The 23,099-nt window shown below is 34.2% G+C and carries 14 protein-coding genes and 4 tRNA genes; 10 read left to right on the top strand and 8 right to left on the bottom strand.

The window, feature by feature from the left end:
• The first annotated feature begins 26 nt into the window (after nucleotides 1–26).
• The 5 genes from NH26_RS15940 (at nucleotide 27) to NH26_RS15920 (ending at nucleotide 1,202) form a co-directional block, all read left to right on the top strand.
• Nucleotides 27–665 (top strand): SprT-like domain-containing protein, encoded by a 639-nt coding sequence (locus NH26_RS15940; RefSeq protein ID WP_044228442.1) that lies wholly within the window; start codon nucleotides 27–29, stop codon nucleotides 663–665.
• A gap of 134 nt (nucleotides 666–799) precedes the next feature.
• Nucleotides 800–872, top strand: a tRNA-Phe gene (locus NH26_RS15935).
• A gap of 37 nt (nucleotides 873–909) precedes the next feature.
• A tRNA-Phe gene (locus NH26_RS15930) sits at nucleotides 910–982 on the top strand.
• Between the two features lie 37 nt (nucleotides 983–1,019).
• Nucleotides 1,020–1,092 (top strand) — tRNA-Phe (locus tag NH26_RS15925).
• A 37-nt stretch (nucleotides 1,093–1,129) separates the two neighbouring features.
• Nucleotides 1,130–1,202, top strand: a tRNA-Phe gene (locus NH26_RS15920).
• A gap of 108 nt (nucleotides 1,203–1,310) precedes the next feature.
• Here the strand turns inward: NH26_RS15920 and NH26_RS15915 are convergent.
• The 3 genes from NH26_RS15915 to NH26_RS15905 are packed head-to-tail and all read right to left on the bottom strand — an operon-like array spanning nucleotide 1,311 to nucleotide 6,800.
• The gene (locus tag NH26_RS15915; RefSeq protein WP_044228444.1) at nucleotides 1,311–5,030 is read right to left on the bottom strand and encodes an ATP-binding protein; all 3,720 of its coding nucleotides are present in this window, start codon (nucleotides 5,028–5,030) and stop codon (nucleotides 1,311–1,313) included.
• Nucleotides 5,027–5,578 carry a condensin complex protein MksE gene (locus NH26_RS15910; RefSeq protein WP_139263119.1) on the bottom strand — a complete coding sequence of 184 codons (552 nt, stop codon included), beginning with the start codon at nucleotides 5,576–5,578 and terminating at the stop codon, nucleotides 5,027–5,029. The genes NH26_RS15915 and NH26_RS15910 overlap by 4 nt, the downstream gene beginning before the upstream one ends.
• Nucleotide 5,579: 1 nt before the next feature.
• Nucleotides 5,580–6,800 (bottom strand): hypothetical protein, encoded by a 1,221-nt coding sequence (locus tag NH26_RS15905; protein ID WP_044228452.1) that lies wholly within the window; start codon nucleotides 6,798–6,800, stop codon nucleotides 5,580–5,582.
• Nucleotides 6,801–7,189: 389 nt separating this feature from the next.
• On the opposite strand from NH26_RS15905, the gene NH26_RS15900 reads away from it, so the two are divergent.
• The 5 genes from NH26_RS15900 to NH26_RS15880 all read left to right on the top strand — a co-directional run bounded on the left by NH26_RS15900 (nucleotide 7,190) and on the right by NH26_RS15880 (nucleotide 13,099).
• Complete coding sequence (locus NH26_RS15900; protein WP_044228454.1) at nucleotides 7,190–8,422, top strand: hypothetical protein; 1,233 nt, start codon at nucleotides 7,190–7,192, stop codon at nucleotides 8,420–8,422.
• A gap of 687 nt (nucleotides 8,423–9,109) precedes the next feature.
• Entirely contained in the window at nucleotides 9,110–10,081 is a 972-nt protein-coding gene (locus NH26_RS15895; RefSeq protein WP_044228458.1) for an AAA family ATPase, read from the top strand.
• Nucleotides 10,082–10,213: 132 nt separating this feature from the next.
• Nucleotides 10,214–10,939 carry a 16S rRNA (cytidine(1402)-2'-O)-methyltransferase gene (gene rsmI / locus NH26_RS15890; protein WP_044228461.1) on the top strand — a complete coding sequence of 242 codons (726 nt, stop codon included), beginning with the start codon at nucleotides 10,214–10,216 and terminating at the stop codon, nucleotides 10,937–10,939.
• Complete coding sequence (lnt, locus tag NH26_RS15885) at nucleotides 10,936–12,558, top strand: apolipoprotein N-acyltransferase (RefSeq protein WP_044228464.1); 1,623 nt, start codon at nucleotides 10,936–10,938, stop codon at nucleotides 12,556–12,558. The genes rsmI and lnt overlap by 4 nt, the downstream gene beginning before the upstream one ends.
• Nucleotides 12,559–12,595: 37 nt before the next feature.
• Nucleotides 12,596–13,099: a methylated-DNA--[protein]-cysteine S-methyltransferase gene (locus NH26_RS15880; RefSeq protein ID WP_044228466.1), complete on the top strand. Its 504-nt coding sequence runs from the start codon at nucleotides 12,596–12,598 to the stop codon at nucleotides 13,097–13,099.
• 9 nt (nucleotides 13,100–13,108) lie between these two features.
• On the opposite strand, the gene NH26_RS15875 is transcribed toward NH26_RS15880, so the two are convergent.
• The 5 genes from NH26_RS15875 to NH26_RS25290 form a co-directional block, all read right to left on the bottom strand.
• Nucleotides 13,109–13,783 carry a chemotaxis protein CheC gene (locus NH26_RS15875; protein WP_044228469.1) on the bottom strand — a complete coding sequence of 225 codons (675 nt, stop codon included), beginning with the start codon at nucleotides 13,781–13,783 and terminating at the stop codon, nucleotides 13,109–13,111.
• Between the two features lie 16 nt (nucleotides 13,784–13,799).
• Nucleotides 13,800–15,602, bottom strand: a complete 1,803-nt coding sequence (locus tag NH26_RS15870) for a chemotaxis protein CheA (protein WP_044228472.1) — start codon at nucleotides 15,600–15,602, stop codon at nucleotides 13,800–13,802.
• A gap of 24 nt (nucleotides 15,603–15,626) precedes the next feature.
• A complete protein-coding gene (locus NH26_RS15865; protein WP_044228474.1) occupies nucleotides 15,627–15,986 on the bottom strand; it encodes a response regulator in 360 nt (119 codons plus the stop codon).
• Between the two features lie 33 nt (nucleotides 15,987–16,019).
• The gene (locus tag NH26_RS15860) at nucleotides 16,020–16,574 is read right to left on the bottom strand and encodes a chemotaxis protein CheW (RefSeq protein WP_052432279.1); all 555 of its coding nucleotides are present in this window, start codon (nucleotides 16,572–16,574) and stop codon (nucleotides 16,020–16,022) included.
• A gap of 77 nt (nucleotides 16,575–16,651) precedes the next feature.
• Nucleotides 16,652–22,906 (bottom strand): methyl-accepting chemotaxis protein, encoded by a 6,255-nt coding sequence (locus tag NH26_RS25290; RefSeq protein WP_071397191.1) that lies wholly within the window; start codon nucleotides 22,904–22,906, stop codon nucleotides 16,652–16,654.
• Nucleotides 22,907–23,099 lie beyond the last annotated feature (193 nt).

Genomic DNA, 23,099 nt, shown 5'->3' with positions numbered 1-23,099 from the left:
TTGAATTTCTATAATTCTAGAGAAGTATGAGTCAAAATAATGTTTCTCATCAGGACATTGTTGATCGTTTATCTAAATATACTCCTGAAAAAGCTGCACAGATTTTTGCAGACTGGATATTACATTATAAAATCCATGTGAAAATCACTAAAGATAGAAAAACTAGGCTTGGAGACTACCGACCACCTCAAAGAGGACACGGTCACAAAATCAGCATTAATCATAGTTTAAACCCTTATCAGTTTGCTATAACTTTTGCACATGAGGTCGCTCATTTAGTGGTTTGGGATCAATTTCAAAATAAAGTTACTCCCCATGGCAAGGAATGGAAACAACAATTTGGTCATTTCCTTCAGCTGCTATTAAATCAGAATATTTTCCCCGATGATTTAGTTGATCCTGTTAGTCATCATAGAAAAAAACCTTCTGCATCTAGTGGTAACGACATTCAGTTAAAGAAAGCTCTGATGAAGTACGATAAAGAGGAAAATATTGACTCTGACTTTGTCTTTTTAGATGATTTAAGTGATGGTGACACCTTCACTTTAGAAAATCACGGTGTTTTTATCAGAAATAAAAAATTAAGAAAGTATTATCTTTGCACAGAGAAATTGACAGGAAAGCAATTTAGAATCAATTCTTTAGCTAAAGTGAGTCCGGTTTAATCAGAATTACTCAAAGTTTAATTAAAATTTATTTGAGATTTTTTTATAAGATTATTCTACTTAAAGTTTGGCATAACGAACTTTTTTACGCACTTTTGCATCGCTTTAAACAAAAACGGTCACTAAAGCAAAAAGGTGTTGTAGCTCAGTTGGTAGAGCATCGGACTGAAAATCCGTGTGTCGGCGGTTCGAATCCGCCCAACACCACAAGTCTAAGGTTAAACAAGACGCTAAATCGTTTCCCGGTGATGTAGCTCAGTTGGTAGAGCATCGGACTGAAAATCCGTGTGTCGGCGGTTCGAATCCGCCCAACACCACAAGTCTAAGGTTAAACAAGACTCTAAATCGTTTCCCGGTGATGTAGCTCAGTTGGTAGAGCATCGGACTGAAAATCCGTGTGTCGGCGGTTCGAATCCGCCCAACACCACAAGTCTAAGGTTAAACAAGACTCTAAATCGTTTCCCGGTGATGTAGCTCAGTTGGTAGAGCATCGGACTGAAAATCCGTGTGTCGGCGGTTCGAATCCGCCCATCACCACAACAAAAAGACTCGCATATTTGTGAGTCTTTTTTTTGTCAAAAAGCAATTGTAAGTGAGATTACAGTTTAAACCCCATGCCTTTTCGAAGACATGGGGTTTTGTATTTTACATCTCGCTCACCAACTTCACCACACTGGCTTTATTGGTTTTACTATTTCTTTCTAACTTCAATACATGATCGTATATAGAAGGATCATTTTCGTTAGGTGAACCAAATATTAAACGGATATTCTTTGTAGAGGTATAATGAATAAGGTCTCGTAAATAACGATCTGATAGCTTACCTACCTCGTCTATTACACAGTGTACAAAGTAATCGTCTTGCTCCTTATAGGCATTATCTTGGAAAACTGTAAGAAGCGTAATATAGATCATCGATTTCACCAACACATCGGTTCCTTCAGAACCAACGTTTGATAGTTTTTCTACCCATCCAGTATCATTATTATTCTCTATTACTCGGAATCTCAACATAAATGTATCTTCCAAAGTAATTTGCTTCTGACTATGATCACGAATCACTCTTCTGAGGTCTTTCAATAATTGCACAGATTGACGAGAATCACTTGCACTAGTATTTACATTCACCTTGAAGATATCTCCTTGATCAGAGAAAGAGACATCCTCATTCAATCTATAAATCTTTTTCAGTGTCGTTAAGAGTGGAGTATTGTTTTCATTGTATTCTAACTCAATAGACTTTACAACACCAACAAAATTACTTCTTGCGAAACTATTATTAATATCTCTTACAATTTTCTTGATCAAATCAGAAGTATCTGACAAGTCTTTCACTTGACGCGCTACAGAACTAATAATCTCTCTATGCTGCTTCTCCAATTGATCTCTCATATGGTCTAAACGTTCTCCATCCAGTAGACTTGGAAGAATGTTTTTCGCCAAATAAGTAAACTCTTTAAGTGATGATTGTGCATAAAGTGTTGGGATTCTTAAGTGATTATCTTTTCTAAATACTCCCGTGAATACTTGACCTTTTGATTTAAATGATGAAGTTAAACGTCCTCTTTCTTTCAGTGATTTTCTCAACTCTGTAAGTAAAAATGATAGATCAGAATCATTTACTTCTGCATCATTTACGTCTTTTGCTCCCTCATCTAAATATTTTTGCAGGCGTTCATATGCCTGTTCATCCTCTTCTTTAGCAGCTTTAAATTGTTTTAGTAGATGATTAGACTGGTCTTTTGTTCTTCTATAATTATCTCTTTTATCATCTAGATGATTTAATTGCTCTTCATACTCTTCTACAGCTTGATCATAGGCTGCCTTTAAAGTAGCAATTTCCTTTTCCTGATGTTTAAGTTTATTTCTTGTTTCTTCGGCTTTATCTAAATAGTAAACTTTATCTTTCTCGTAATCTCTTTTGATCATTTGAGCCTGTTCAACTTGTTTAAGTTTCTTGATCAGAACCTTAATTTCTTGCTCAACTTCGTCAAGTTTACCTGTATCTATTCCTTTTTCTTCTAGAAGACCTTTACGCTCTTCTTCTAATTGTCTTAATCGTTTATCATGATCATTTTGATAAGCAGACCATTCTTTTTCAAGGGTTGCAATGTTGGCTTCCACCTCAGACACCACCGTATTGATCTTATTATTAAAGACATCAGAAGTTTCTCTTTCTCTAGACCACTTATCGTCTTTTAAATCGGCTAGTTTCCCTTCTATTAACTCGCAGTTTTCTGAAGCAATTCTCAGTTTTCTTCTCAGTTCTACTAGAGCATTTTCTTTTAGCTCTTCCCCTTTACTGATTATTGTTGCTTCTTGTTCCCTTGCTTTTTGTAAATCAGTATCAAAAGTATCTAATTGATGGTTGAATTCTGCAAGCTTTTGTTCTAACCTAGCTAACTTTTTAGAAGAGGATTCTAATAATTTTGCTACTTTTTTATCAACAATAGAATCCAATTCATTTAAGTTTTCTTTTGCTGATTTTAATTGTGCTCTTTTTTGTTCTAGGGTGGATGCTATATGATCTGTAGCTGTAACTTGAGCAACCAAAGATGAAGTATCCAAGTCTAACCCATAAAACGATGATCCCTCGACTAATTGAGGTTTCAAATCTTTTCTTGATAAAAGATGTTCATCACAAACTTTACCAATAGTTTCTGCCCAATCTGATTTATTTTGATCTAAAAAGGCTCTTAATGTTCCTTCATAATTTTCCTGACGAACTTTCCATTCCTCTACTTCGTCAGAAATAATTGTTACTTGTCTTTCTAACTCTGCATGCTGACTTAACGCTTCTTTTCGAATAATTTGTTCTTCTAAGCGTTTACGTTCTTTCGTATTAGAAATATCATTTTCCGTTTCTGATATTTGATGCTTTAGGTCTGAAATTTCTTGAGAAAGTTTTACTCTTTTAGTATTACTTTCCATTAGTAAGGACTTTGCAAAATCCTTTTCTTTTTCCATTTCTAAAGCTACAGACGCCCTAGTTCTTATCTCTTTTGCTTCATCTAGCTCTATTCTGAACTTCTCCTCTTCAGCAAAATATTTATTTCTTAGATCTTCAAGAGCCTGTTGTTTGTCCGAAGTAAATTTATCTTTTTGCGCGTGTAGAGATTCTCTTAATTGTTGTTTTTCTTCGTTGAATTCATTTTTCCTAGTAGCATATTTCGAGAGCACTGATTTCTTTTGTTCTTCTATCAGATGCTCTACTTCTACTGTTTTGGCTACCAACATTTGTTTTACTTCTTGTTGATACGCCAATTGATCATTCAAACGAGGTCCTTCAGTACTTAATTCTAATGTATGATCAAGTGTATACTTTTCTCCATCAATAACAATAGTTTGGTACTCTTTCTCTCTTCTTTCAATTTCTTTTAAAGTCGCTTTAGTCTCTCCTAGTTCTTGGTTAACCTCTGCTGTATTAGTTTGATAGGTGTTTTCTGCTTTTTCATATTTAGCTTTCATTGTATTTTCTTCCTCCTGCATTTCTGCAAGAAGTCGTTCACTATCTGCTAAATGTTTAGATGCTAAAGCTACTCCGCCTCCTATTTGATGTGCTAAACGTTTTTGATAATTCAGCTGCTGATTGATTTCTGCTTCTATAGAAACAATTTCTTCAGCACCAGCTTTATGTTTTTCGAAATCTTCAAAATCGGTTAACTGATCATCAAATTCATGGATGAAATTGGCGATAGTTTCTAGAGATATAGGTTGCATTTCAAAATCGGCTGAAGCTGCTTCTGCAATAGCTCTCTTGATATAATCCGATTTTAAACCTGAAGACCTGAAAATGTTGGTAATTGCTTTTGGTATACCATCTACATGTTGGCTTTTCACACCTACAGATGGTTTAAGCAAGCTAAACTGTGTATTATAACGACTTACTCCATAAACTACTTTTCTTAGATCAGCAAAGCGTCTTATTTCATCCGAAAAGGTTACTTGTTTTTCAGTGACATTTTCTAATACTTCATCGTGACTACAAGCTTTACGATCTTTTATAAAAAAGTCTTTATCGTATGCTGCATCTAAAAACCTAAATCTTAAACGTCCTCCAGATTTATAGACCATTAAACAATGTTTCCCTCTTGGGGTCACAATTTCATAAATAAGTCTTGCGTTTAAATCTTGGAAATAATATTCCGAAAACGACATCTGTTGTTCTTTGATGCCTAATTCTCTTTTTTCAGAAGTAGCATGATAAAAGAAAAGCACTGCTCTTAGTACAGTTGTTTTTCCAAAACCATTAGATCCTACGAAGTGAATATTTCCACCAAGGTTAACCTCTGCATAATCGAAACCTGCACTTTTAATCAATACAAGTTTATTTAAATATCTTTTTGGTGTTGCTGTTGTATTCATTCGTTAGTTGGATCAATATCAATTAAATCAACAATATCTTTTAAATAGTTGTAAGAGGATAAAACGATGAATCCTTCATTTTCATCATCTTCACAATCCATGAAACCTTGTCTTCTCATCTCTTCTACTAGATCTCTCACTTTATCATGAGTAGAAGTACTTTTATCTGATGATAACCTTTGTAGTTGATCATTCAAATCTGTTTCGACATTGCATTTATGGACAATATCTTTTACATAGAACCTCATTCCTTCTCCAAAGCCTGGAGCAAATGTGGCAAAGAAAGACAATCGATCAATGTATCTATAAAACCTTTCAATTTTTTCTTCAATGGTTTGACGACCACCTTCTCTAGAAAAATAATAATAATTATTTCCTTTCTTTAGGTGAAATCCCAAAGGGGCATAAACACTTTCAAAAGCAGTAAAATACTCGTCTACTTGGTCGTACAATTTTCGAATATCAGGTTTAATAGCGTTGGCACTTAGAAACTGCCCTCGACTTAATAACTCAAATACTCTTCTAGTACTTGTATGATCTATATTCATTTTAATTCTTTTCTTGTTTTTTTGGTCTGATAAAAGCAAACTGTTTTCCATTTTCTTCTATCTGTTTAGCTGTATCAAATGGATTTTCTGCTAAACCAAAATCCATCTCGTCTTCAAAAATTAATGCCACCTGACAATAAATTTTGATGATCTGATCTTCCTCCATCTTTTCTCCAAAATCATAGGACTTCACAAACGATAATAAGTCTTCATTTTGAAGAAAAAAGGCTCTTTTGAGTTTACTGAAATCTACATGAAGCATTGTTTGCTGCTGAGGATCCAATAGATCTCCATCAATATCTAATTCAGCTTGAAGCTGCATTCTAATTTTATGCTGTCTTCTTGTAGCAACTCTTTCTATGATATCTAAACCATCGTCTCCTCTTAAATACTCTAAATCAAGATGTGTTTGGAAACGTAATTGGGTATCGAAGAAAAGAGCATTTTCATGAGCAAAAACCTCTTCAACATTGGTTCTTACTTCTAGTTCGTATAAATCTCTTAGTTTTTTTAGTTGGATTATTTTTTTGTGCTGACGATCCAATTCAGCAATTTGATTAATAAACCTAACGATTTCTTGACGCAATGCTATTAGATTATGCCTTGCCATAGTCAAGTGAGTACCCTTTAGATCATTAACGATTAACCTTAATCCTTCATCAGGTACTACTCTGAAAAATGCATTTTCTAAAAGTTCTTCTGCATTTTTAATTAATTCAAGAAGTTTTTCAGCTTGTTCGTTGTGGTCTTCAATTTTAATTCTTTTCAACTCAATAGATGAAGCTGTTTTATATTCTTGCTTCACTAAATTGTTTAAAGTACCCGCATTTTTTCGAATTACTCTACCAATACTCATCAAATATCTTTTGATTCTATGCAGGTAGCGTTCTCTTTCACGGCTATCTTCATCTATTTCATAGAGGTATATATTTTTCTTCAGAATACGAATAGATTCGTCTACTTCATAATTTCTAATATCCTCATTGATTTCTAGAAAATCCTCGACAAAATTTAAAAGGCGTTCTTCCAATCGGGCTGGTTCCCCCTCCTGTAAAGAAATCATTCCTCTTGCTTTAGCTTGAAGAATTTCCTTTTCTTTTCCATCTGCAAGCTCAGTTAGTTCATCAAAAGAGGCCGTTTTTCTCTTAAAGAGATGATTGATCACTTTTCGATGTCTATAAAGTTCGCGTATTAACTCATCAGCTGTTTGTATATCTGCCACTTATCGTTGGTTTATTATAATGATGAATAGCTCATCAACTAGAACTACTTAATTAATGATTTTGATCCATTTTTTGCAAGTAATTGAAGAGTTTTTTTTACTTATTCATCTCAAAAAATAGAGTAGTTATTTCGATTCCATATTTACTAATTGATACAACCTTAATCATTTAATATAATTCTTTAAATCTAATTGCTTTTTCGTTAAAATAACACAAGGTGTGATAACAAAGAAAAACACTTTAGCATGTAAGATGTTAAAATTCTCATTTTTACGATAAATAATAAAACTATGAGTAGGGGTTATCTCATCCCCAAGTGTTATTCAGTTGCAGTCAGAAATTAAATTGGCTGAGTAATTGAAAACTAAACCAACAATTTATCAACAAGATGAAACTACAAACTAATCTAACAGGCATCATTGCTATACTAATCTTAACGGTTTCATGTTCAAAAAACAATGAACATTATACCCCACAAGAAGTCATTAAAAGTATCGATTTAAGTTATGCATCGAGCATTTTTATTGGGCCAAACCTAACAACAGGAGGGTTAAATAGAACTCTCTATAAAGTAACGGTAAATAATGAAATTGATACTGTTGAGTATATCAATAACTTTGATGAGCCTACTTCTCCTAAATACTACCCTACAGATCTTATTAGAATTAATGAAAGATTTCAGTTTTTGGGACACCAAGGTATTGAAAACTATATCATTGATTCTCAAAATGGATATTCATATTTAATGAAGAATAATAGTCCTATTAATCATAATCAAGTTTTCACCGATCAATTTATAGAAACATCAAAGGGAATTATTTATTTAGGAAACGATAGTAAAATCTATTCGTTCTCTATCCCAATTGGTTCAAGTGAGTTAATTGAAAACCATATTGCTACTGATCAAGATGGCAAAATCATGTCAATTACAGCTGATAGCAAAGGTAATATCTTATATACTGCCAATGAAGGTAATACAACTGATGTGTATTTATATCAGGTAACTAATAGTAAATCAACAAAGATCGACTCAGTAGAGAAAATTGGATTTACAGTTTTATGGTCAGGGTTGAACGAAAATGAATTATTTTACTACAAACCAGGTTCAGACAACAATGAATCTGTTGTTTATTTAGTCAATACACAAAATGCAAATATACGTCCTTATGGAAAGAATAATTTTGTAATGTCTTGTGGCTTGAATCATCTGTTTAAGTTTAATAATAAGGTAATAGGAATTGGTTGCAATGAAATTTACGAATTAGTAAATACTGAAGAAAGTGAAGAAATATTGATCACCTCTTTAAATAATTATCAAATAATTAATTTAAGAACTGCTGATAAAGCATTAGATCATTTACTTGTAGGTGGTATTAATTCTTCTGGTAGAGGAAGTATTGTGAAAATTAATCCTAACGATTATTCTCATCAAAATTTTAATCAATATACTGATATCACTCCTCACATGATTAGTTCTAACTCTCAAGGTGAAAGTACAGTTTGGGGAACTGCACAACAAAATGGAAAAACAGTTTTATCCAACATCAACATTAATGGTAATGTTGAAACTATCAATCAGAATATTGATGGAGTAATTGATGGACTAGGAAGGTTAAATTAATATTGAACCAGCAACAAATAAAAACCTCCAATAGTTTACAATTATTGGAGGTTTTTTGCATTTATTGACAACAATCATTCTTTTCTATTAACCATGGTCAACCTCTTAAGTGTATTTTTTACCCATATTTGCATTAAGACATTAATCAAGTACTAAAATCAGTATGAAGTCACATAAATTATATGCCATTTTTGTATTATTAATCGTAGTAGTTTTACTAGGGTTATCCAATAGTAACATAATTGGCAAGACAAAACAAACAAGCAATCATTCATCATCTGAAGTGATGAATGAAAACTTACAAGTGAAATGAAAAAACTAATTGAAATGGAATGAAATGAATTTTACTAACATATTAAATTATTGGATCAACAAAATAGGTTAACAACACACATTAAAAACACAACCGAATTATTATCAATTAATTTCTAAAAGCAAACAACAACAATCGAACTAAACGTATATAAACTAAATGATTATGTTCGATTAATTAAAATGCCAGGAGACGTTCTTGGCATTTTTTTATGCCTATAAGTTTTTAATATCTCCCTATTCTTAGGTCTTCTGTGTTAGTAAAAGTTAAAAATTCTTTAGGATGTTTTGATAATCAATAATTATTGAAGACATCATGTAAATTGCATAACATACATAGTTGACAAAGAAGAAAACAAACGTTTTTGTAATCATATGACAGATCATAAAGTTCTTCATGATAAAATTCATGATGTAATTTCAGAAGTAGGAAAAGTAGTCGTTGGCCAAGATTATATGGTCAATCGTTTATTGATAGGTCTTTTTACTAATGGCCACGTTTTATTAGAGGGTGTACCAGGTTTGGCAAAAACTTTAACGGTAAATACATTATCTAATGTATTGGATTTAGATTTCCAACGTATTCAGTTTACCCCAGACTTGCTTCCATCTGATTTAGTTGGTACTATGATTTACAATCAACGTGAAGGTAAATTCGAAGTAAAGAAAGGTCCTGTTTTCTCTAATCTAGTATTAGCAGATGAGGTAAACCGTTCTCCTGCAAAAGTTCAAGCTGCACTTCTTGAGGCAATGCAAGAAAAGCAAGTAACAATTGGAGACACTACTTATAAATTGGATCGTCCTTTCTTAGTATTAGCGACTCAAAACCCGGTAGAACAAGAAGGTACTTATCCTCTTCCTGAAGCACAGGTCGACCGTTTCATGTTGAAAGTTTACATCAATTATCCACGTAAAGAGGATGAATTGGAGGTAATGAGAAGAATGTCAAATCAATCATTTGATGATTCTGTAAAGTCTATTCTTTCTAAAGAAGACATTTTTGCTATTCGTGATGCTATCAATGATGTGAAAGTAAACGAAAGCTTAGAGCAATATATTATAGATCTTATTTTTGCTACACGTTTCCCTAAGGATTACGGTTTAACAGAAGAAGCCAATTACATTCAGTTTGGTGTTTCTCCTCGTGCCTCTATCAACTTGCATAGAGCAGCCAAAGCAATTGCCTTTTTTGATGGTAGAGATTATGTTCTTCCAGAAGATATCAAAGAAGTTGCTTACGATGTGTTAAACCACCGTATCATTCTTAATTATGAGGCGGAAGCAGATAATATCTCTACAAAAGAAATTATTGATGCTATTTTGAGTAAGGTAAAAATCTCAAAGTAATTATCTTTTTGATGAGCAAGTTCTTAACATGCTCAAATAGAAAGCCTTTTCTGCCACTCCAAAATTTTGGAGTGGCTTTTTTTTGTCAAATAATACGCTAAATCTTTCTATTTTTACAGACAGAAAAATATTATGGAAGAAACAACATTATATATAGTTCCAACTCCCATTGGAAACTTAGAAGATATTACTGCTAGAGCGTTAAGAATATTGAACGAAGTAGATACTATTCTAGCAGAAGATACTCGCAATACGGGTAAATTATTAAAGCATTTTGATATCAAAAGCAATTTGCAAAGTCATCATGCTTTTAATGAACATAAAACGGTCGAAGGATTATTGAAACGCCTTAAAAGTGGAGAGAAAATCGCTTTAGTTTCTGATGCTGGTACCCCCGTTATTTCAGATCCTGGTTACATGCTTGTGCGTGCTTGTGGTGAAGCTGATATTAGAGTGGAGACACTACCTGGTGCCACAGCATTCGTTCCCGCTTTGGTCAACTCAGGACTACCTGCAGATCGATTTACATTTGAAGGTTTCTTACCTCATAAAAAAGGGCGTCAGACTAAAATTACTGAACTTGGTGAGGAACAACGTACGATGGTTTTTTATGAATCACCTCATCGTTTGGTGAAATTTTTAGAACAACTTGCTGCAGCTTGGGACAAAGATAGACGTGCTTCTGTTTGTAGAGAATTATCTAAACTACATGAAGAAACAAAACGTGGTACTTTAGAAGAGTTAGCACAGTATTATACAGAAGTACCGCCAAAAGGAGAAATAGTTGTGGTGGTAGAAGGAAAGAAAATTGAAAAGAAACCGAAAGGGAACAAGTATAAATACAAAGACGAAGCATGAGAAAATTAATCTACGACTTCATTCAAGCAAACTCCTCTAAGAAGTGGTATTTATGGCTGATGGCCCTCATCAGTGGTTTATTTTTAGGATTATCTTGGCACGGTGCCTTACCACTTGTATTTATAGGTTATGTCCCTCTTCTAGAAATTGAAAGAGTGATAAGTTTAAGTGATAAAAGATTTAAAGGTTGGAAAGTTTATTTCTTCTCTTTTATCGCCTTATTTATTTTTAATGTTACTGCTTATTGGTGGTTATGGTATGCTTCTTCATGGGCTACTTTTGGTGCTTGGGGAGCTAATGCTGCTTTAATGGCTTTACCTGTATTGGCATATCATCATACTAGAAAAATATCTAAAGGAAAATATTTTCATTTGGACTTTGTCTGTTGGATGATCGCCTTTGAATATTTACACATGCATTGGGACTTCTCTTGGCCATGGTTAAATATTGGTAATGTCTTGAGTTACACACCAAAGTTAGCACAATGGTATGAGTATACTGGTGCTTTTGGAGGTACGTTATGGATTCTGTTATTGAATATCTACTTCTTCAGTTTTATGGTAAGTGGTAGAAAAGTAGTCTCTATAATCTTCTATTTATTACTTCCTATTACCTTCTCTTTGTACCTCTACTATTCATACGAAGAAGAAGGTAAAACAATAGAAACTGTTGTTGTACAGCCAAATATTGATTGCTATACTCAGAAGTTTAAATATAACGCAAGAACTGGAGAACAAAATTCCAAAACATATATATCGCCAAGGGATCAAGTGCGACGTATGATCGAACTTACTGAAAAAGAAGTTACCCCTAATACTAAGTTTGTCTTTTGGCCAGAAACATCCATTAGTCAGAGTATTAATGAGTTGTATTGGGATGCCTCTGCTGAGGTTCAAATGGTGAATAAGATGATGCTAAAATACCCTAACCTTACGTTGGTGACAGGTGCAGATACTTATAAAATTTATGGAGATTCTTCTTCATCTGAAACGGCTAGACACTCTAAAAACATTGGGTATTATGATGTTTTTAATACTGGTATCCGTTTCCATCAAAGAGATTCATTGGAATTTTATCATAAATCTCAATTAGTTATTGGTGTGGAAACTATCCCCTTTCCTGTAATCTTAAAAGCTATTATTCTTAATTTCGGTGGAAGTTCTGGAGGTTTAGGGAGACAAGATCATAGAGCTGTTTTTAGTAATGGTGATATTAATGTAGGACCTATTATTTGTTATGAGTCTGTATATGGAGATTATGTAACGGATTATGTCAAAAATGGAGCTGATTTCTTAACTGTCATCACAAATGATGGATGGTGGAATGATTCCCCTGGACATACACAACACCTTGCTTTTTCATCGCTTAGAGCTATTGAAACAAGAAAAAGTATTGCACGTTCTGCAAACACTGGTATATCTTGTTTTATCAATCAAAGAGGTGATATTTTAGATCCTATCGCCTATGGCGAAATGGGAGCTAAAAAAGGGGATGTGCATATCAACAAAACAGAAACGATCTATACATTGTACGGTGATTATATTGCTAGAATTGCTAGTGTTCTTGCTATTACCATGTTGGTTATTGGTTTTGTCAGAAGAAAAGCTTTAAGAATTTAAATGTGAATCGATCAATCACTCTATTTACCTGAATTCGATGAAAACTACCACATTTAGAGATTATATAGAAACCCCTTTGGGACTTATCGTTGTAGAAGCGACTTCCAAAGGGGTGTCCAAAATTCGTTTTTTAAATGAAGATGAAGAAGTGTTGAATGATTTGCCCAACCCTCATACGATGGATGCCATTGAATGGGTTGATCAGTATTTCAACGGGGAGAGTAAATTAGGCTTTGAATTCCCTTTAGATTTAGACGGTACTCCTTTCCAAAAAACAGTATGGAATGAGCTGTGTAAAATCAAATATGGAACCGTCGTTTCTTACTTAGATATTTCTGAGAGAATTGGTAACCCTAAAGCTATACGTGCAGTGGGTGCTGCTAATGGTCAAAATCCTATTGCATTAGCTATTCCCTGCCATAGAGTTATAGGTAGTGATGGATCTTTGACTGGTTATGCTGGTGGAATAGGTAGAAAGAAATGGTTACTTCAACATGAAGGACATACTAAATATGGTCATGAGCAGTTGAGCATGTTTTAGAGGAAGGAGTTAACCAAAAATATTTTTAAAAAATCCTTTTTTATCTTCTCCTCCTTTCTGCTGGTTTTCTTCTTGATGTCCTACAAAAGCTTTCTCCATATCAAAATTATTTACTGCAGGAGGTAGTGTTTCATCAAAAATACAAACAAGGTCTAAATTTACTCTAGATTGGAAGGCTCCTAGTTCGGCTCTTAAAGCATAAGAGGCATTAATTTCAGATTCTTTTGATTTTATATGCTTATCAAATTCATCTTGAGTCATTTCTTGAATACCCGGAACATGCCCGTAGATTGTATTATTGAATAGGTTAGCTAGTTTGGTCACAAAAGATGCAATAAGAATGTTATCTAATTCCATCAACATTGCTTCTCTCATTTCTTTTTTACCCCATTCTGATCTAGGTAGAATCTTCTCTATTATTCCTTGTTCATCATCAGAATGAATAAGTAACATAGTATGGGCTTTCATGTCCCCTATTATATCTGTTGTTAGCACATAAATGTTCCCTTTATAATCACTTCTTAGGAGTTGATTACTTTTTAAAGTTTTCACTTCTTGAACATTCCTAACCAAGATTTCATCTTTCAAAACGGTAGATAATGATTGTGCTACATTACCTAGAGCAATGTTTGTAATATCGTTTATAAGATATGTTTGCTCTACTGAAAATTGGGATTGGATCATGACAATCGTTTAATCTTTATACTGTGGCAAATGTTGGTTTAAATAAAAACTCTGAGATATCGTTAGCATCTAATACTAAGCATACATTACCATTACCTAATATAGTTGCTCCACTTATAAATCTCGCATTTTCAACGGGTTTTCCAAGTGGTTTTTCAATTATTTCTTTTTGTTGAAGAAGTCTATCGACTACAAAACCTATCATTCTATTATCAACAGAAACTACAACAATATTAATTTTAGAATCATCTGTATTAATTTTATCAAATGATTTATGCAGTAAATGAGGCTCTAATAATTCATCATTATTAGCACATTCAAAAATGTCTTTTAAAAACATCACTGATATGGTCTCTTCTAAATGTGAGGTGACCAATCCATTTCCTACTTTATGAATCGCTGATTTTTTTACAGAAATTACAGCTTCTGTAAAAGATAAAGGAATAGCATATTCTACATCATTAACTACAAAAAGTAAAGCAGATTTTACCGCCATAGAACTTGGAAGGCTCAAGCTGAAAGTAGTTCCTTGACCAAGAATTGTTTTCGTATTGATCTTGCCACCTACTGCATCCACTGCTCTTTTGACAACATCCATACCTACACCTCTACCACTTACTGAAGTGACATTTTCGACAGAAGAGAAGCCAGGTTCAAAAATAAACTTGACTACATCATCATCAGACAAAGCGGATAATGTTTCTGGTGTAGCTAAGTTTTTTTCTAGGACTTTTTTTCTGATTTTTTTAGCATCAACGCCATTGCCATCATCAATTACCTCGATAATGACATATTCTTTATCAGACGATGCTCTTAAAAGGATATTTCCTTCTGGTTTCTTACCTTTTTTCTTTCTTTCTTCAGGACCTTCTATTCCATGACTAACAGCATTTCTTACTAAGTGAATCATGGAATCTGAAATGATTTGAAGTACATTTCTATCAATTTCAATTTCAGTCCCTTCAAGTTTTAGGTTTACTTTTTTACCTTCGAGTGTTGCTACATCTCTAACAATTCTATGAAATTTATGAAATAAAGCTCCTATTTGAACAAGCCTTACTCCCATTACAGAGTATTGTAAATCAGATGTTATTCTATATAATCTTGTATACTCGTTTGTAGTACCAAAACTAGCTCCTTGAGCAATAATCCTATCTTTTTCTATAGCAAGTTCCCCTACTAAATTTAATAAGGTATCTAATTTACTTACTGGAACTTGTACAAAATCTGAAAAAGTAATCTTCGCTTTTTTCTCCTCATCAGTCTCCTCCTCAAATTCATCTGCTAAAGGTACTCCAATAGGTACAGGTTGTTCATTGTAAGCATTAGCCTCTACTTTTTCTTCTTGCAATTCTACTTTAGAAGCCAAAATTGAATCCAATGCTTGATCTTTTTCCTCCGAAGACTCTCCACCTTGAGTTGCTTCAAATTCTATATCGCCTTTTAAATTTCTAAGAATTACTTTAAGCTTAGCTCTAAGACCTTTGTAGGGTGTCTTTTTATTTACTTTGATACCATCAATCATCTCTCCAAGCTTATCAATAGCTTTAAAAAGATCATTAAATACCATAGAAGTAAGAACTATTTTTCCTTTACGGATCTCACTAAAGATATCTTCTAATAAGTGTCCTATAGAAGCGATATCTTCAAATCCCATAGCCGCTGCATTTCCTTTTAGCGTATGGATAATTCTAAAGATAGCCTCTGTAGCTTCTCTATCAGTAGTGTTTTTTTCTAGTTGAGTGAAAAGCCTATTCAATTCTTCGAAACTGGCTTCTGCCTCTGCTAAAAATATCTGTTTAAGTTCTTCTTGGTTCATCCCTTCCCTGTCTAAATCTTGCTTTTACATTATTTGATTGATAGCATCTGTAAGTTGTTCTGGAGTGAACGGCTTTACTAAATAACTATCTAAACCAAGGTTCATCCCTTCGTCTACTACTGATTGCTGACCAACAGCGCTGATCATTATAATTTTTGACTCTAATTCTTCTTCTTTTAATGTCTTAAGAATATCTAGACCTAACATGTCTGGAAGAATATTATCTAAAGTAATTAGATCTGGTTCTGTATCTAATGCTAAATCGATTGCTTCTACACCATTAGAAGCTTGACCGATAATTTCATAACCAGCTGTTTCTAATGCGTCTTTAATAATGGAACGCATATATAAAGAATCGTCTACAATTAATACTTTTTTTGCCATGATGTTATTATTTTATCATTTACATGATATTCATTAAGCGCCGAGAACAGGCTTAAGATCTTCTTTTGTAATGATTTTGAAGATGTCGATTAATATTATCAAACGATCATTTATTTTGATAATTCCATTAATGTAATCTTGTTCACCTTGCATATCAGCAACGACAGAGGGAGAATAATCAATATCTGTATCTGCAACAGACAAAGTATTGGGTACATCTTTTACGAGAATCGCCATATTGTATTCATGACTTTCCACTACTAAAGTGTAGCCGCTTGTCTCACTTATTGTGTTGTTGAGTGCGAATTTATCTTCAAGATCAATGATTGCAAGGATATTACCTCTAATGTTAGCCACCCCTTTTACATAAGATGGCGTTAATGGTACTTTAGTTATTCTTGGAGTGATCACCACTTCTTTAATTTGATCAATCCTCAAACCATATTCTTCCTCGCCTAACCTAAAAACAATGATATTACTTTTCTTTTCCTGATCGTCTGCCTCGGTTCGATTCATATCCACAGGAGAAGCCATTTTATTCTCATCTACCCTAGATGAGGAAACTTCGTTTGGTTCTTCAAGATTCATAATAGTTGCTTCTTATTTAACAGTTACCAGAAAAGTTGGTGATAAATAAATGATCACCAACTTTTCTAAGGCAACAATTATTTCAATTTGAATTTACTTACACCAGATTTCAGTTGAGCTGCCACTTCATTCAATTGTTCTGAAGTTTTACCCATTTCTTTTACTGATTCCGACATGCCATCGGCAACACCCGCCACGTTTTTGGTTCCAGCTGCAGTGTCTTCTGATACTACCACAATCTTATCGATGTTTTGTACGACTGAATCAATTGATGATTTCTGAGTGTCTGTCGCTTCCAATACATCTTTCGATAGATTAAGTGTTTCTTCAGATGAATCAAGAATTGTTTTAAATACTTCCGAAGCGTCTTTCGTTGCACCGTTTCCGACTTTTACTGCTTCTTCCATTTTGTCGATGGCTTTCGTTGCTAACCCAACATCTTTTTGTACATCTTGAATTACTTTCTCGATACCACCTGCAGATTGTCTTGAATCCTCTGCTAGTTTTCTAATCTCTTCGGCTACTACCGCGAACCCTCTACCTGCTTCACCCGCTCTTGCGGCCTCAATTGCTGCGTTTAAGGCTAGCAAGTTGGTTTGTGAGGCAATGTCAGTAATTACTGTAAGTGCTCTGGAGATTTCTTCTGATCGTTTGGCTAAGACTTCAATCGAATTCGATGTAGACCCTGCCGAGTTTTCTATCGCATTCATGTTATCAACCAAGTGCTTCACGATTTGCATACCGTTCTGACAAGATTCCATACCTGCTTCAGCTGATCGGTTAATGACATGGGCTTTATTACCTGTATCATCTGCCGCTTTCAAAATCTGTTCTACAAGGTTTGAAGATTCATCCGTTCTAGATACCTGTTCTAACATACCTGCATTGATACCTTGAATCGCATCTACCACCGTTGTTGTTGATTTATCCATGATACTGAACTTGTCCTTCATAATTCCTGAAGAACCGGCTACTGTATTGGACATTCCTTCAATATCTAATAATAGGGTTTGTAGGTTGTCCAAGGCTTCGTTTAGACCATCAGCCATTTGTTTAATATCACCGGCAGATTTACCTACGAAACGTTGAGAAAGATCCCCTTTCGATAGACTTTTTGTTAAGGACTGGAATTCTAAAATTGGTTCAGATATAGAGCTTAATAAGTCGTTAAAGGCTTCGGTTAATTCATGCCATGCACCTTGTGCACCAGCAATTTCCAGTCGTTCATCCAATCTACCTTGGTTACCGGCTATATGTACTACTCGGTTAATTTCGTTAATGAACTTTTTCAGGTTATCTCTTAATGATCTGTTGTTATCAATCATTCTACCAATATCAGAGTCCATATTAATGTTACCAATATCTATCTTCGCATCGAAATTACCTTTGGCTAACTCATCCAAGAATTCGGATAGTGCAATGTAGGCTGATTTAAACTCGGTAATATCTGAAGCATATTTTACTACTTTAAAGATGTTACCGTCATCATCTTGAATTGGGTTATAAGTGGCTTGGAGCCATAATTCATCCCCAGATTTATTGATACGGCGATATTCACCACCATCAAATTCTCCATTTCGAAGTTTTTCCCAGAACTGTTTGTACTCGAAGCTATTGGTTTCTTCTGAACTCACAAACATTCTATGGTGCTTACCTTGTACTTCTTCTAATGTATATCCCGTTAAACTTAAGAAGTTGTCATTCGCGTCAATGATGTTACCATTCATATCGAATTCTACTACACCTTGTGCTTTAAGAATGGCATTAATTTTACCTCTATTTTCTGCGTTAACTAATCTTCTTTGAGTAACATCCTCTGCAATTTTTACTACTTTATAGAAATTACCATCATGGTCTCTTACTGGGTTATATGTGGCTTGTAAGAAGACTTCTTTACCTGTTTTGGTAAATCTCTTATATACATTTCTATCAAATTCTCCTCTTCCTAATTTCTCCCAGAAGAGTTTATATTCTTGAGAATCGCCATAGGCTTTATCAACAAACATACTGTGATGTGAACCTATGAGCTCATCTTTACTGTATTCTGTATTTTTACTGAAGATATCATTACAGTCCATTATGTTACCCATCAAGTCAAACTCAACACGCATGTAGGATGCATCAATCGCTGCAATTTTACCTCTGTTATCTGCGTTTTGAATTCTACGTTGAGTAATGTCTTGCAAGTAAGCAACAATCTTCACGTAATTTCCATCATAATCTTGAATTGGGTTATATGAACCTTCAAGCCATATTTCTTTTCCTTCTTTTGATATACGTTTAAAGGAATCTACTACATATTGACCTTTTTGAAGTTTACCCCAAAGTTCTTTATTCTTTAAAACTGAATCTTGGTCTACAGGGACTAGAGTATCGTGAGGAATTCCTAATAACTCTCCTTCGTTATATTCTAAGTTTTCTAAGATCGTGTCATTTGCAGACATCACATCTCCATCCATAGTAAGTTCCAATACACCTGATGATTTAGAAATTGCATCATCTACACCATCTTTCTCTACTTTGGAATCCATTTGTTCAGTAATATCGAAACGGATACCAATGAATTTGATTGGTTTACCATCAATATCGAGTACTGGTGCAATCGTTGCATCAACCCAATAGTAACCACCATTTTTAGTTTTGTTTCGGTATTGTACCTTAAATACTCTACCTGACTGAATAGTTTCCCAAAGGTCTTTGAAAACTTCTTTAGGTGTCGACGGATGTCGTACTATATTATGTGGCTTACCAATTAATTCTTGTACAGTATATCCTGAAAGGGAAGCAAACGTTTCATTTGCAAATGTAATCGTACCATGTAAATCAGTTTCCGACATTAGAGCGGCAGAGTTAAAGGCATTTACTCTAGATTCTAATTCGTTTTTCAATGCATCCGCCCTTCTTTGTGTCTCTACCTGATCGGTAATATCAGTAGCGTATTTAGTCACCTTAAATACTTGATCATTCAAATCAAAGATTGGATTATAAGTAGCCTGTAACCAGATTATCGATCCATCTTTTCTTACTCTTCGATAAACACCTTCATCATTTACACCTTGGCCCAATTTCTCCCAAAGTCTATCATATTCTACAGACTTCGCGTAACTCTCTTCTACCAACATTCGGTGATGATTACCAATTAGTTCATCTCTAGAGTATTGCGTTGTTGTTAAAAATATGTTGTTACAATCAAGAATATTTCCTGATAAATCAAATTCTACAACCGCTTGTACCTCATTAATGGCATTTATTTTAGCTCGATTTTCTGAGTTTCTAAGACGTCTTTCGGTTACATCCTCAGCAATTTTTACAATTTTATAAATATTACCTTCTGCATCTTTTATTGGGTTATAAGTGGCTTGTAGCCAAACTTCTTTTCCTCCATTTGCAAAACGTTTGAATACACCTTTTTCAAATTTACCACTCCTTAATTGATTCCAGAAGTTTTCATACTCTTGTGAATTTCCGTAGTTTTCTCCTACTAATTCTTTATGATCCATTCCAGTCAATTGATCTTTGGAGAACCCAACAGCATTGGCAAATATTTCGTTGCACTCAATGATATTACGATTTAAATCAAATTCAACTCTCATGTAACTCACATCAATTGCGGCAATCTTACCTCTATTATCTGAGTTAACTAATCGTCTTTCGGTTACATCCTCACAGATTTTAACCACTTTATAAACGTTACCCTCTGCATCTTTTATTGGGTTATAAGTAGCTTGCAGCCAAATTTCCTTTCCTCCGGCTACTACACGTTTATAGACATTTTTATCGAAATCACCTCTTCTAAGTTTATTCCAAAAATCTGCATATTCTTGAGACTTTCCATATTCTTCACTAACAAGATTGATATGATCTAACCCTATCAATTCCTCTTTAGTAAATCCTACACCCTCTGCGAATAAACCATTACAATCTAGGATATGACGATCTAGATCAAACTCTACTCGCATATAACTATTATCGATCGCGGCAATCTTACCTCTGTTATCTGAGTTGGCTATTCGTCTTTCGGTTACATCCTCAGCAATTTTTACAATTTTATAAATATTACCTTCTGCATCTTGTAACGGGTTATAAGTAGCTTGCAGCCAAATTTCCTTTCCTCCGGCTACTTTACGCTTATAGCCATTTTTATCAAATTCACCTTTGCGTAACTTATTCCAAAAATCTGCATATTCTTGAGACTCTCCATATTCTTCACTAACAAGATTGATATGATCTAACCCTATCAATTCCTCTTTAGTAAATCCTATACCTTCGGCAAATAAAGCGTTACAATCTAGAATATGGCGATCTAGATCAAACTCTACTCGCATGTAACTATTATCGATCGCAGCAATCTTACCTCTGTTATCTGAGTTGGCTATTCGTCTTTCGGTTACATCCTCAGCAATTTTTACAATTTTATAAATATTACCTTCTGCATCTTGTAACGGGTTATAAGTAGCTTGCAGCCAAATTTCCTTTCCTCCGGCTACTTTACGCTTATAGCCATTTTTATCAAATTCACCTTTGCGTAACTTATTCCAAAAATCTGCATATTCTTGAGACTCTCCATATTCTTCACTAACAAGATTGATATGATCTAACCCTATCAATTCCTCTTTAGTAAATCCTATACCTTCGGCAAATAAGTCGTTACAATCTAGGATATGACGATCTAGATCAAACTCTACTCGCATATAACTATTATCGATCGCGGCAATTTTACCTCTGTTATCTGCGTTTGCTAATCGTCTTTCGGTTACATCCTCCGCAATTTTAACTACTTTATAAATCTTACCGTCATGATCTCTAACTGGAGAGTAAGTAGCTTGTAAGAATACTTCTTTTCCTCCTGCTACTACACGTTTATAGACATTTTTATCAGATTCTCCTCTAGCTAGTTTCGCCCAAAAATCTTTGTACTCTTTAGAGTTAGCATATTCGTCATCTACTAACATCTTATGAGATGATCCGATCAGTTTCTCTTTAGGGTATCCAGTTCCTTCAGCAAATAAATCGTTACAGTCTAAAATAGTTTTATCTAGAGCAAATTCAACTCGTAAATATGATTCATCAATTGCTGCAATTTTACCACGATTGTCTGAATTGGCAAGACGTCTATCCGTTACATCTTGAAGGTGAGCGATGATTTTGGTGTTATTACCATCATGATCTTTAATCACATTGTAAGTACCCTCTAACCATTTTGTCTGACCTGTTGCATCTATTCTTTTAAAGGTGTTCTTATAATATTCGCCTCGACCAAGAGATTTTTTTCTTTCTTTTTCTATGGATAAGTGGTCTACTTCATTTGGAACTAACGAAGCATGTTCCTTTCCTATTAGATCTTCTGTCGAAGAATATCCGAGTATTTTACATATATGCTCATTCGCTTCAGTAATATTCTCATCTAGATCTAAAGTAAGTACACCTGTAGATTCAGAAATTACTTCCTGAACCGCTTGCATTTCTTTTTCTTGGTCAATTTGTTTTGTTACATCAAAACGTACACCGATATATTTTACAGGTTTCCCATCATTATCTAACACAGGAGCAATAGTAGCCTGTACCCAATAATGTGAACCGTCTTTTGATAAGTTTCTATATGTTCCTTGAAATATTTGACCATTCTGAACTTTATCCCATAATTCTTTAAATAAAGATTTTGGGTTGGCAGGGTGACGAACAATAGAGTGAGGTTTACCAATTAAATCTTCTACTGTAAACCCTGATAATTTTGCGAAAGTTTCATTCGCAAAAGTGATGGTCCCGTACAAGTCTGTTTCAGATACTAAGGCTGCTGTATTGAAAATATGTACTCTAGAATCTAATTCTGATTTGATATTAGAAAACTCTTGTTCTTTAGACATCACCTCAGAAACATCCATACCTAACATCATGTATTTATGGATATTTTTATCTTCATCAAGAATTGGAGAGATCGTTACTTCTAACCAAACTGGTTCTCCTTCTTTGGTTATATTCTTTAATGTACCGCTGTAAGTTTCACCTTTACCAACGATAGAAAGAACACTTTCTGCAAAGTTTTGAGGAGTCTCTGGCGACAGTATTTTTGCTAAAGGCTCATTAAGTAGCTCCTTAGAACTGTAACCAAAAGTTGATGCAAACTGATTATTACAAGAAACAATTATTCCATCTACGGATGTTTCTGCTAATAATGCGGTTTTATCAAACGCTTTTAATTTTGCTTTAAGCTGACTCAGCTCTTTTTGTAATTCTGCAGCTCCTTCAAAAAATTTCTTAGGACGGCCATTACCTGCAGAGGCATCGTCTTTACTTAAAAGACGATCTTTCTTGATATTATCTCCAAGTGCCATGATTTGATAGTTATTGGGTATTTCGATGTAACATTACAGGATCGTATAATGGGTAATTATTTAGTGATCCGTTACAGAATTAAATACAATAGTTAAACTTTAATTTAAGTGTTTGATTATTATTTGATTCACCAGATTTAAGTAAAATAAATAATCAAAATAGCAGAACTTAAGTGACTCAATAAATCGCTTA

Origin of the sequence: Flammeovirga pacifica (assembly GCF_000807855.2) — a bacterium.
Classification (GTDB): domain Bacteria; phylum Bacteroidota; class Bacteroidia; order Cytophagales; family Flammeovirgaceae; genus Flammeovirga; species Flammeovirga pacifica.
The sequence above is the reverse complement of the archived record's forward strand: the minus strand, read 5'-3'. Positions and strand labels throughout refer to the sequence as shown.